Below are 14,879 nucleotides of genomic sequence, written 5' to 3' on the forward strand. Positions count from 1 at the left end.
TAAAGCAGCATTTGTAATTGCTGAATAGATGCATCAAAGGCAATTGACGCATTTAAACCGACATGCATGTTAGATGGTATCTCATGTTCGAAAACCTCTTTTTGTAAACCATGCGACAAGTTTAGTACAGAATGATGATGTATCAAGACACCCTTTGGATTCCCCGTCGATCCCGAAGTATAGATAACATACGCTAGGTTTTCTCCTGTTACTTCACATTTTGGTGAAAAAATGCTTTCTTTTGAAATCATTGCCTGATCCCTATCTAGACAAACTGCCTTGACTTCTTTGGGTATCCAACCTTCCAATGACTCATTCGTAACTAATACTTGAATTTCAGTGTCCTCCAAAATATATCGTAGGCGACTTTCTGGATATGATGGGTCCAATGGAACATATGCTGCTCCAGCCTTCCAGATCCCCATAATACTAACAATCATCTCAACTGAACGCTCAAAGCAAATTCCAACTAATGATTCAGTCCCAATCCCACATTGCTGAAGATAGTGGGCCAATTGATTAGCTTTTTCATTCAGCTCTCGATATGTTAACTGCTGTTTTTCATCTACCACTGCTACCGCATCAGGTGTACGATTTACTTGCTCTTCAAACAGCTGATGAATCGTACTTTCCTGTGGATATGCTACAGCACCATTATTCCACTCTTCCAACTGTTTTTGCTGTAATCCTGATAATATAGGCAACTTAGCTAATGATTTATCAGGATTCTCCACGATTACATTCAACCAGTTCCCAAAATGTTCAGCCATGGATTCAATAGTTAAGCTGTCAAATAAATCAGTTCTATAAACAAAAGTAAGTAATAAACCCTCTTCCACTTCTGCAGCAGTTAAACTTAAATCAAACTTAGCGATCGGAGCATTACTTTCCATTACTTCTATATTTCTTCCATGTAGTTCTGGTAGCTTCTGTCCCGTATTTTGCAAAGTAAACATGGTTTGGAAAATCGGAGAATGACTTGTATTTCGTTCAGGTTGGATAACCTCTACAATTTTCTCAAACGGAACATCTTGATACTCATACGCCTTCAATGCTTTTATCCGTACTTGAGATAACAACTCTTGAAATGCCGGTGCATTACTTAAATCAGCTCGATAAACCAAGGTGTTGACAAAGAAACCAATCAGCCCCTCAATTTCTCGATAATTTCGATTTGCAATTGGGCTGCCAACAATAATATCCGTTTGTCCCGTATAACGAGCAAGGAAACTTTGATACGATGCCAATAAGGTCATGAAAAGTGTGGCCCCTTCTTGACGACTTAGTTCGTTTAATTTATCCAGTAATGAGCGTGACAACAAAACATTATGAGTTAATCCATGGTGGGTTTGCACTGGCGGACGCGGACGATCTATTGGCAACATTAAGACTGGTAACTCACCAGATAATTCTTCCTTCCAATATGCAAGTTGTTGATATAGTACTTCATCTTTCAACCAGTCTCTTTGCCACTGAGCAAAATCGGCATATTGAACTGGTAGTGGTTCCAGCTCTGCTTGTTTTTCACCAATCGCATTCTCATAAAATGCCATCCATTCTTGAAGCAAGATTTCCATTGACCACCCATCCGAGATAATATGATGCATATTACACAGAAGAACCCATTCTTCTTCTGAAATTCTTATGAGTTTCCCACGGAATAATGGCCCTTGTTCTAAATCAAATGGAGATTCTACTTCAGTTTGAATCCATTGCTCCAACTTTCTTTCTCGCTCCTCTAATGAAAGCTTAGTTAAGTCCATTTGCAGAAGCGGACGGAAAACGTACGGTTGAATCTGCTGCACAGGATGGCCATCCTCTTCATAAAATACAGTCCGCAAAGATTCATGACGCTCTATCAACTGATTCCATCCCAACTCCAAGGCCTCAGGTAACCAATTCCCTGTAAGCCGGCATACCATTGGCATATTATAAAGTGCACTATTAGGTGCAAATTGATCAATAAACCATAAGCGCTGTTGGGCATAAGACAGTGGAATATTTTCCCCTCGTTCCATCGGCATCAATGGTGGAATTTCTCGTTTTTCGCTCCCCTTACGTAACTGATCTATTCGTTTCGATAATGCCTCGACCGTTGAATATTCGAACAGTTCACGTACTGGCAATTTGATTTGAAAGACTTCCTGTAAGCGTGAGACCACTTGTGTAGCAAGTAGAGAGTGACCACCGAGATCAAAGAAAGAATCCTGAACATCAATGTCTCTTATTCCTAGCACTTGACTCCACACTGAAGCAATAAGTTCTTCCAGCGGAGTTCTTGGGTATACAGTATTTTCAGTGGATTGTTCACTAAGTATAGGCAATGCCTTCAAATCAAGTTTTCCATTCGGTGTAAGTGGTAAAAATTCCATCTCAATAAAGTTTGTTGGAACCATGTAATTAGGTAAATGTGTTTGTAGATGTTCTCGCCATTCATGGACACTTCCTTCACCAACTACATAAGCTACTAATCTCTTATCACCTTGATTATCCTCTCGCACCAATACAACAGCTTCTTTGACAGAAGAATGCGCCTGCAAAACAGCTTCTATTTCTCCCAATTCAATCCGGAAACCACGAATTTTCACTTGGTCATCTATACGTCCATGGAACTGGAGATTACCATCAGAAAGATAACTTGCTTTGTCTCCTGTATAATAGAGACGTTCTCCTGACTTGAAAGGATGTGGAATAAATTTTTCCTTTGTAAGATCCGGACGATTAGCATATCCACGTGCAAGACTCTTCCCTCCAATATAGAGATCTCCAATTACACCAATTGGTACTAGCTGAAGATGAGAATCTAACACATAAACTTCTGTATTCGCAATCGGTCGACCAATCGATGGCGTACCTGTTGTCACTCCTACAGGTACATAATAATCTGTGGTAACAACGGTATTTTCCGATGGACCATACTGATTAATTACCGCAAAAGGAATATCGTTAGATGGATACTGCGTTAATTGATCCCCACCAGTAATGATAAAACGAAGATCCGTTTTATCTGGCCAAGATAATTTCAAGAGTCTTTCCAGAATAGGCGTAGGTGCAAAGCTAGCTGTTATTCGTGAATCAATGAGCCAGTCCCTTAGTGCTTCTGGATTAATTCTCAGTTCCTCTGTTGACAAGTAGAGTGCTGCGCCAGCAGTTAGATACGGCCAGATCTCCTGGACAGCCGAATCAAAAGCAACCCCTGCAATCTGAGTCGCACGATCCTCTGCTGAAATATGATAAACTTCCTGATGCCAAGAAACCATATTCATTAATGAGCGATATTCAACCATGACACCCTTCGGTTTTCCTGTAGAACCAGAGGTATAAACAATATAGGCTAAGTTCTCTGGATTTATTTGACGTGTAGGTGCGATTACGCTTTCCACCGTTAATTCTTCTAACCTCACCATTTCGACGTGTGCGAAATGTCCTTCTTGTCCTTCCGCCGTCACTACAAATTGAATTCCTGCATCTTCAATCATGTATTCTAACCTTGATTTTGGATACAACGGATCTAAAACGACATAAGCTCCACCAGCTTTTAAAATGCCTAGTAAACTTACCATCAGCTCAGCTGACCTCGGAAGATAAACCCCTACCACTGACTCTGGGGCTACTCCCTTTCGCTGTAAAACATTTGCCAACTGATTTGCTTGTGTATCCAATTCACCATAAGTCCACTGTTTTGTTTGATCAACTATCGCAATCGCATCAGGACGCCTTGCTACTTGCTCCTCAACTTTGTCGCAAATAAGACCCTGATGAGACATTTCCATTACAGTGTCATTCCATGTTTCTAATAACAAAGTACGCTCGGTTTCTGATAGCATGCTCAGGTCATGCAACGGATTTTGTGGGCGATGAGAAACTTCATGTAGCCATTTCTCAAAGTGTCCTGCCATCCGTTCAATAGTAGTAGCATTGAATAAATCCTTATTGTACTCAAAAGTAAAAAGTAATCCCTCTTCCGTCTCAACTGCCATTACACTTAAATCAAACTTTGCAATTGGACTATGGCTTTCTATCATTTCAATACTTCTACTCGATAACACCGGTAACTCTTGTTTCATATTTTGCAAGATGAACATAGTCTGGAAGATTGGCGAATGACTTGTACTTCGCTCCGGTTGCACAACTTCTACAATTTTTTCAAATGGAATATCTTGATATTCATACGCCTTCAATGCCTTTTGACGAACCTGATACAGTACATCTTGAAATGTCGGTCTACCACTCAAATTAGCTCGATAAACTAGCGTGTTAACGAAGAAACCAATTAGTCCTTCAATTTCTCTATAATTCCGATTCGCAATTGGGCTTCCGACCAGAATATCTTCTTGTCCCGTATAACGAGATAGAAAACTTTGATATGCAGCTAAAAGCGTCATGAAGAGCGTAGCCCCTTCTTTTCGACTAAGTTCATTCAATTTATCATGTAGCGTGCTTGGCAGAACCAGAGTGTATGTCGACCCGTGATGAGTTTGTATTGCGGGACGCGGGCGATCCACAGGAAGTTGGAGTACAGGAAGCTCCCCAGACAATTCTTCCCTCCAATATTGGAGTTGTTGATCAAGCACCTCCTCCTTTAGCCATCCTTTTTGCCACTGAGCAAAGTCGGCATATTGAACCGGTAATGGTTCAAGTTCCGCTACCTTTCCATTCGTTGCTTTCTCATAAAATGCCATCCATTCTTCAAGTAGGATTCCCATTGACCATCCATCTGAAATGATATGATGTAGAGTACAAAGGAGTATCCATTCTTCCTCTCCCACGTGCAAAATACTTGTCCTGATTAATGGACCCTCTGTTAAATCAAATGGCACTTCTGTTTCTTGTTGAATTAAACGTTTAACTTCTTCTTCTTGATCTTCAGAAGCAAGCATAGTTAAATCCGTTTTCGGAATTGATTGAAAAGCATACGGTTCAATTTGCTGTACGGGTTGACCATTCACTTCTTGAAAGACCGTCCGCAGTGATTCATGACGTTCTATTAGTTGATTCCATCCCGTTTCCAATGCTTCAAGTAGCCAATTCCCTGTAAGACGGCATACCATTGGCATATTGTAAAGGGCACTATTAGGTGTAAATTGATCAATAAACCATAAACGTTGTTGGGCATAAGATAGTGGAATAGCTTCTCCTCGTTTCATTGGTATTAGTGGCGGAATCTCTCGTTTTTTATCTCCTTTACGTAACTGTTCTAATCGCTTTGCCAGTGACTCCACCGTTGTATATTCAAATAGTTCACGTACTGGTAATTCGATTTGAAAAATTCCCTGTAAACGTGACACTACTTGAGTAGCTAGTAGTGAATGACCACCGATTTCAAAAAAGGAATCCTGAACACTAATATTTTTTATTCCTAACACTTGGCTCCAAACAGAAACGATGAGCTCCTCCACTGGTGTTCGTGATGAAGTAATATCTTCACTTATGAACTGTTCTTCTAATTCCAATAATGCTTTCCGATTCACTTTACCATTTGGAGTAAGTGGCATACCTTCAATTTGGAAAAAGTATGCCGGAACCATATAATGTGGTAATTGCTTCTTGAGATATTCACGCCACTCCCCAGTATCCCCTTCACCCACTACATAAGCTACTAACTGCTTATCTCCTGGTCGATCTTCCTTCACCAACACGACTGCCTCTTTTACAGATGAGTGATCATGTAAAGCTGCTTCTATTTCTCCCAATTCAATTCGGAATCCTCTAATTTTAACTTGGTTATCTATTCTTCCAATATATTCTAAGTTACGATCATTTATATATCTAACCAAGTCACCCGTTCGATATAATCGTTCCCCGTCCTTAAAGGGATGCGGAATAAAACGTTCAGTAGTTAAATCCGGTCGATTGAAGTAGCCACGTGCTAATCCTACTCCTCCAAGGTAAAGTTCCCCTGCCACACCAATCGGGACCACTTGTTGATATTGGTCTAACACATACAACTCTGTATTATCAATCGGACGACCAATCGGAATAAGCATTGGTTCTTTTTCTAAATCACAATCGTAATAAGTCACATCCACAGTTGCTTCAGTAGGACCATACAAGTTAATTAACTTTGTTTGCTGAGCATTGTAAAAGATCCCCTTAAACCGGCGAACCTGTTCAGTGTTTAACGCTTCTCCACTAGTAAAAACTTGAATTAAAGACGATACATCCCTTTTCGAATTATATAATTCCATATAATCTAAGAAAGTAGATAACATCGACGGAACAAAATGCATGGTGGACACACGGTATCGTTCAATATACTCCTCAATCACCGCAGGATCTTTCTCTCCTCCTGGTGGAAGTAAACAAACACGTGCTCCTACAAATGACCACCAAAATAATTCCCAGACAGAAACATCAAACGAAAACGGTGTCTTTTGTAGGATTGTATCCTCCTCAGACAATGGGTATTTTTTCTGCATCCACTGTAGGCGATTGATAACAGAATGATGTTCAATCATTACCCCCTTTGGATTTCCTGTCGAACCCGAAGTGTATATAATATAGGCTAAGTTATTTGCTGTTACTCCACTCACCGGAGCTAAATTACTCTCTTTAGAAATCATTACTTGATCCCGATCTAAACAAATTGCTTGAATATCTTTAGGTAACCAGTCCTGTAGTGCCTCTTTTGTTAACAGCACTTGAATTTGTGAATTCTCCAAAATGTATCTCAGGCGGTTTTCGGGATAACTTGGGTCCAGTGGGACATAAGCCCCACCTGCCTTCAAAATCCCAAAGAGACCGATAATCATATCAGGAGAACGTTCAATACATATACCAACCAATGATTCAGGTCCGATACCTCGTTTTTGTAGAAAATGTGCCAATTGATTCGATTTTTCATTTAGTTCTTGATACGTTAGCTTTCCACCCTCATAAACTACCGCCACTGCATCAGGTGTCCGTGCAACTTGTTGCTCAAATAGCTCATGAATCATACAATCATGACCATAAACTACGTCCGTATCATTCCATTCTTCTAGGAGTTGTTTTTGCTCAGTATCCGATAACATTAACAGCTTTGTATATGATTCATCTGGATGATACGTGATTTCATTTAGCCAGTTCTCAAAATGTCCTGCCATACGTGCAATGGTACTACTATCAAATAAATCCGTGTTGTATTCAAATGAGACGAATAGACCTTCTTCCACTTCATAGGCAGTTAAGCTCAAATCAAATTTAGCAATAGACATATTACTTTCTACCATTTCAATACTTCTATCAGGCAAATCTAGTCGTTCTTGTTTTATATTCTGTAGCGTAAACATGGTCTGAAATATAGGGGAATGACTCATGCTTCGTTCAGGTTGCACAGCTTCTACCACTTTTTCAAATGGTATATCTTGATATTCGTAAGCTTTTAACGCCTTTTTCTTTGTTTGGTTCAAAATCTCCCGAAAAGTAGGGGTGCCACTCAAATCTGATCGATAAACCAACGTATTAACAAAGAAACCAATTAATCCTTCTACTCCCTTATGGTTCCGATTTGCAATCGGGCTACCAACTAGAATATCTTTTTGTCCCGTATAACGAGCGAGAAAGCTCTGGTATGCGGCCATTAAAGTCATAAATAAAGTGGACCCTTCTTGTCGACTTATATCCTTCAATTGACTGAGCAATTTATAAGGAAAAATCACGTGATGCGCAGCCCCAGAGTAAGTCTGCTTAACCGGTCGAGGTCGATCCACTGGCAGTTGTAAAATAGGAAGCTCACCAGACAATTCTTCCTGCCAATACGTAAGCTGACGATTTAGCACATCACCTTGCAACCACTCCTTTTGCCACTTCGCAAAGTCTGCATATTGAATAGATAATGAACTTAATTTAGCAGGATTTCCGCCTGTTTCTTCTTCATAGAAAGCAAGGCATTCATTCATGAATATACCAATGGACCAAGCATCAGAAATAATATGATGCATCGTACACAGTAATAACCATTCATCCTTCTCTAATTGAACAAGCTGATTACGAATTAAAGGACCATTCATTAAATCAAATGGTTCTTGCGCTTCTCTCGCAATTAAACTATCTACCTCTTTTTCTTTTACTTCTAGAGGAAGTTGAGAGTAATCCCTTACAGGTAATGCTCTAGGAAGGAATTCGACAATTTGTTGCACAGGCTGTTCTCCTATTTCTTTAAAAACAGTTCGTAATGATTCATGACGTTCAATGAGTCGATTGAATCCCTTCTCTAATGCTTCAGGTATCCAATTTCCTTTTAGATGCCATACTGTTGGAATATTATATAAAGAACTGTTTGGGTTAAATCTGTCCATAAACCACAAACGTTGTTGTGCATAAGACAACGGGAGTGCTTCTTTATTCTCCTTTTTTTGCATTTGCTTCTGAAGCCATGCTCTCTTCTCAGGAGAAAGTGAACTCAGCTTTGCAAGTAAATCACTTCTCATTTTTTTACCCCTTCCTCAATCAAATTACTCTCGAATATCCCATGTGCTTCTTCCTCTGATAGCTCTTCTAATTGCTTAAGCAGTTCTAATAATTCTTCATCATTACTCACTTCTGCTTCTTTTTGAATATAGTCTTGAAGACTTACATTCTCCTTACTATCATTCTGCATTTCTTGATTTTTGTTATAGAGCAATTGATCAATCTGTTCTGCCAATTGCTGCACCGTATGAAATATAAATAAATCATGCAATGGTATCTCGATTCCAAAAGCCTCTTTAAGATTGGAAACAGCTTGCGTAGCAAGTAATGAATGTCCACCAATTTCAAAAAACGAATCCTGAATTCCGATGTTTTCCATACCTAAAACTTCATGCCATATCGAAACAATTGTTTTTTCCGTAGACGTACGAGGAGCAATATAACAACTTGCTATCTCCTGCTTCTCTGGTGCTGGTAAAGCCTTCCTATCAATTTTCCCATTAGGAGTGAGTGGAAATGCATTTAATCCAACAAAATAGGATGGAATCATATAATTTGGTAGTTGGTCCTTGAGATAATCACGCCACTTTTGAGCATCCCCGTCTCCTACAACATAGGCAATCAAACGTGGATCGCCAGGATAATCTTCCCGCACCATCACAATAGCTTCGTTAACTAATGTATGCTTTTGTAATACCGCCTCGATTTCTCCTAGTTCAATCCGGAACCCACGAATTTTCACCTGATGATCAATTCTTCCAACATACTCCAAATTTCCATCCGGCAAATACCTTACTAGATCTCCAGTCCGGTATACTCGCTCGTCTTCTTTAAACGGATGCGGTATAAATCGATTTTTCGTTAAGTCAGGGCGTTTTAAATATCCACGTGCTAACCCTGATCCACCAATGTACAGCTCACCAACTACACCAATTGGAACCATTTTTTGTTCAGCACTCAATACATATACTTCTGTATTGAAGATTGGTTTACCAATTGGTGGTACCCTATACATGACACCCTTTTCTAATTCCATATACGTGGAATACGTAGTATCTTCAGACGGTCCATATAAGTTGAACACCTTCTCAATCGTACTTCTCTCGTATAAATCTTGAACAAGCGGATATGGTAACGGTTCTCCAGCCAAATTCATTACCTTTACTGAAGAAGGAATTGCGTTTGCTCGAACCAGTTCCTTTGCTGCCGATGGCACAGTATTAACCAAAGTCACACCTTTGGTAGACAACTTGTCTAGATGTAGAGCATTTTCAACGACAATCACCTTACCACCCATCGTTAAGGGAACAAATACTTCAAAAACGGATAAATCAAAAGATAGTGAAGTTGAAGCTAACACTCCCGCTAATTCCTTTCGAGAATACGTGTGATGCGCCCAATGAATCATTGTTACTGTATTCCTGTGCTCAATCATTACTCCCTTTGGTTTTCCAGTGGAACCTGAAGTATAGATAATATAGGCTAAGTTATCGCCCGTCACTTCACTCGTACATACCGTAGTTACTTCTTGTTCTATTTCTGCTCGATTACGATCAATACAAATCACGTTGACGAATGTAGGTATAACCATTTTTTGTTGTAACTTTTCCTGTGTCACCAGTACCTTTATTTGAGCATCTTCTAAAATGTACTGCAGTCGACTTTCCGGATACGCTGGATCAATTGGGACATATGCTCCTCCCGCCTTCATAATTCCTAAGAGACCGACAATCATCTCGGATGAACGTGTAACGCAAATCCCAACTAATGATTCGCATGTTACACCATTTTTTTGTAAATAATGTGCCAACTGATTTGAGCGTTCGTCCAACTCTCGATATGTTAGTTCTTCATCTTCGCACACTACTGCAATTGCTTCTGGTGTTTTTTCCACTTGTTCTTCAAACATTGTATGAATCGTACTATCTTCTATATCTATAACGGCTGATTCATTCCATTCCTCTAGTAGTTGCTTATATTCTACTTTCGATAACATATTCAGTTCTGATAGTATACATCTTGGATGAGAGACAATTTGATTTAACCAATGTTTAAAATGACTTGCCATACGTTCAATGGTTGTATCATTAAACAAATCAGTATTATATTCAAAGGTTAGTGATAATCCTTCTTCCGTCTCAGAAGCAAATAAACTCAAATCAAATTTGGCAACAGAAGCATGGCTTTTCATGAGTTCCATTTGTCTTTCAGATAGCTGAAGAAATTCTTGTTTCGTATTCTGTAAAGTAAACATAGTTTGGAATATTGGTGAATGACTTGTATTCCGTTCAGGTTTTACGGATTCTACCACTTTCTCAAATGGGATATCCTGATACTCGAATGCTTTTAGCGCTTTTTTTCTTACCTGCGACAATAGTTCTTGGAACGTCGGATTTCCACTGAAATCAGCTCGATAAACTAACGTATTTGCAAAGAATCCTATTAATCCCTCAATCTCTTTCACATTTCGATTAGCGATTGGGCTTCCAACTATAATGTCGTCCTGTCCTGTATAACGAGAAAGGAAGCTTTGATACGCTGCCATCAATGTCATAAATAAAGTGCATCCTTCTTGCAAACTTAAATCTTTGAGCTTTTCCTGTAAGGAATTCGCCACTATTAAGGACTGACTTGCACCACGATGGGTTTGAACTGCAGGTCGAGGACGATCCATCGGTAATTGTAAAACCGGTAGTTCCCCAGATAATTCTTCCTTCCAATATTGAAGATGCTGATTCAAACTCTCCTCTTTTTGCCATTCCTTCTGCCACATGACAAAATCTGCATATTGGATAGATAACTCCTTCAATTCCACTGTTTTTCCGGTTAGTGCTCCTTCATAAAAAGCCATCCATTCTTCAAGTAAGATTCCCATTGACCATCCATCTGAAATAATATGATGCATCGTACAAATGAGAACCCATTCTTCCCTGTCCACTTTCAATATTCGTGTTCGAATTAGAGGACCTTGTCCAAAATGAAATGGTTCCTCCGCCTCGTTTTGAATAAGGCGTTTCATTTCTCTTTCCCTATCTTCCAAAGAAAGATCTGTTAGATTCGTTTGAGGAATATGCCTGAACACATGAGATTGAACCTGTTGAAAAGGTTCACCCTCTTGTTCTAGAATTGTCGTCCTTAATGATTCATGACGCTCCAACAATTGATTCCATCCGACCTCCAATGCTTCAATTGACCATTTACCTGTTAAGCGACACGCTGCATGAATATTGTACATAGCACTATTTGGCATTAATTGATCCATAAACCATAGACGTTTCTGCGCATAGGAAAGTGGGATAACTTCTTCTCGTTTCATAGGTACAAGAGGAGCAACCTCTCGTTTTTTATCTTCTTTTCGTAACTGATCCACTCGTTTCGCCAATGCTTCCACTGTATCGTGCTTGAAAAGTTCACGTAATGGAATTTTAATTTGGAACATTTCTTGCAATCTAGAGACAATTTGAGTAGCAAGTAGTGAGTGCCCACCACGTTCAAAGAAGGAATCCTGAATGCCAATATTTTCTGTTCCTAACACTTGACTCCAAACCGAGGCAATAAGCTCTTCCGATGGCGTCCGAGGTAGCACATTTAAATCTTCAATAGCTTGCTCATCAGGTGCTGGCAAGGCCTTTCGGTCAATTTTCCCATTTGGAGTAAGCGGGAAGTGTTCTAACTCTATAAAGTGCGCTGGAATCATATGATTTGGTAATTGTTTTTGTAAATACTCTCTCCACTCCTCGGTATTTCCATCGCTTATTACATATGCAACCAATCGTTGATCACCTGGACGATCTTCTCTAACTAATACGACAGCCTCTTTAATAAACGAACATTTTTCTAAAGTCGCTTCAATTTCTCCTAATTCAATCCTAAAACCACGCATTTTGACTTGGTGGTCCATTCTACCTATAAATTCTAAATTTCCATCAGTTAAATATCTTACTGAATCTCCTGTTCGATATAGTCGTTCCCCAAATCGATATGGATGCGAAACGAATTTTTCAGCAGTAAGATTCGGACGATTTAAGTATCCACGTGCTAAACCAGCACCACCAATATATAACTCACCCTCAATTCCTATTGATTGCAAGCGTTGATTTTGGTCTAATACATATAATTGCGTGTTCTGTATTGGCTGCCCAATAGAAACAAATTCTTGATTAGGCTGAATATCAAATGCATTCACATAAATAGTGGCTTCAGTTGGCCCATAAAAGTTGGTTAATTTCACTTGTCCACTATAATTCCATTTCTGTTGAAATCGTCTAACCAACCCTGAACTTAGTTCTTCTCCACCAGAAAATACATGGCGTACGGACGAACAATTCATGTTCAATTCAATATGATTGAAGTGGTCTAAGAAAACAGATAACATCGAAGGTACAAATTGAACTATAGTAACCTGATGTTGTTTAATCACTTCAGCTATAATAGAAGGATCTTTTTCTCCACCTGGAGGTAGGAAAGATACACTTGCACCAACGTGAATGCCCCAAAACAATTCCCAAACAGAGACATCAAATGAGAATGGCGTTTTCTGCAAGACCACATCCTTTTCAGAAAGCGGATATTTATGTTGCATCCATTCTAGATAATTAATTACTGAATGATGCTCAATCATTACTCCCTTTGGATTCCCTGTAGATCCTGAAGTATACATAACATACGCTAAATTTTCTCCTGTTACACCACTTATACATGGGGTTGATTCTTCTTTTTCAATTGCAGTGTAATCTTTATTCATACAAATCGTTTCTATATTTTCAGATACAAACAAATTTTTAGAATTCTCTTCCGTCACTAGTACTTCGATTCCAGCATCCTCTAATATATATCGAAGTCGACTCTCTGGATAAGTAGGGTCAAGTGGAACATACGCTGCTCCTGATTTTAGAATACCTAATAACGCTATCATCATTTGTAATGAACGTTCCATATATACCCCAACTAGAGACTCTGGGCCTACACCATGCTTTTGTAGATAATGAGCTAGCTGATTTGCACGCTTCTCCAACTCTTTATAGGTAATTTGTTCATTTTCGTAACTAGCCGCGATTGCTTTCGGTGTTTTTTTAACTTGCTCCTCAAACATCGTATGAATCATGCCTTCAGCCGAATAATTAAATTGAGTATGATTCCATTCCTCTAGTAACTGTATCTGTTCTTCTTCTGTTAAATGAGTAATTTCAAATAGTTTTGAATCTAGGCTCTTCGTCATCTGAATTAATATTTGCAATAAGTGATTCTGAATCAGATTTATTGTTTCTTCATTAAAATAGCTTCGATCATACATCAACTTTAAAGTAATTTTCTTACCGGGCATTACAATGAGTGTTAAAGGATAATTTGTTTGTTCCGTGCTTGTAACATCTAGTAATCTTAAATCATCATTTCTCTCACCTTGAATTGGATAATTTTCAAACACATACAAGGTATGGAATAAGGAGCTATTTCGCGGAACCTCACTCCAGCCTTGAATATCTATCAACGAATTATACTCATACTGTCTTCGTTCCATTTCTTTCATTTGTATTTTACGAAGCCAATCTACTACTGATGTATTATCCGTTAATCGAATTCTGGTAGGTAATGTGTTAATAAATAGCCCCACCATATTCTCTGCTCCCATTAAATCAGTAGGACGTCCAGCGCTAGTTACGCCAAATACGACGTCACTGTCACCGCTATACCTACTCATCAAATAAGCCCATGCACCTTGTACTAACGTATTCAACGTTAATCGACTATTTCGTACCCACTCTTGTAACTTCTCAGTAAGTTTCTCAGATACTTGATAAACACACTCTCCATAGCCCTTCTCTTGTCCTTGATCCTTTCTTTCCATTGCTAATGGCGTAGGTGCATAGAACCCTTTTAATTCTTCTTTCCAAAATTCCTCTGCTTGACTTTGATCTTGTTTATTTATCCACTGGATATATTTTTTATAAGGAAGAGATTTAGGAAGAGTCAATAATTCTCCCTTTATCATCTTGAGATAAACTTCCATCACTTCACTAAAGACCAATGACACACTCCATCCATCTAGCAAAATATGATGATGTGTCCAAATAATTCTCGTTTCCTCTTTTGCTTCTTTAATCGCAGTGACTCTCATCAATGGTGCTTCATCCAATAAAAATCCTTTTCTACGATCTACATTCAAAAACTGTTGTAATTTCTTCACCCTTTCCTCATGTGGATAGGTGCTCCAATCCTCTTGATGAATAGTAAAAGGAAGACGTTGGTAAACCGCTTGTAGTGGCTTTTCTACTTCCTCCCATACAAATACTGAACGTAAAACCTCATGTCGATTAATAACATATTCCCAAGCCTTTTCAAAAGTATCAACATCCAATTGCCCCCCGAGCAAGAAACCTACTTGTACAATATAGGAAAAAGAATGTTCATCATCTTGATCGTATAAAGTATGAAACAGTATTCCTTTTTGCAAAGGTGATAAACCATATATATCAATAACGTCTCCCATT

Annotated in this window: 2 protein-coding genes; both read right to left on the reverse strand. The window is 39.0% G+C overall.

The window, feature by feature from the left end; translation table 11 throughout:
* On the reverse strand, window positions 1-8,411 hold an 8,411-nt coding region (locus HMPREF2590_RS24105; RefSeq protein ID WP_083325441.1), incomplete at its 3' end, for a non-ribosomal peptide synthetase.
* Window positions 8,408-14,878 (reverse strand): non-ribosomal peptide synthetase, encoded by a 6,471-nt coding sequence (locus tag HMPREF2590_RS24110; protein ID WP_070861600.1) that lies wholly within the window; start codon window positions 14,876-14,878, stop codon window positions 8,408-8,410. The genes HMPREF2590_RS24105 and HMPREF2590_RS24110, both read right to left, overlap by 4 nt.
* Window position 14,879: the final 1 nt, after the last annotated feature.

The sequence above is a fragment of the Bacillus sp. HMSC036E02 genome (assembly GCF_001836235.1).
GTDB classification, from domain to species: Bacteria; Bacillota; Bacilli; order Bacillales; family Bacillaceae_G; genus Bacillus_A; species Bacillus_A cereus.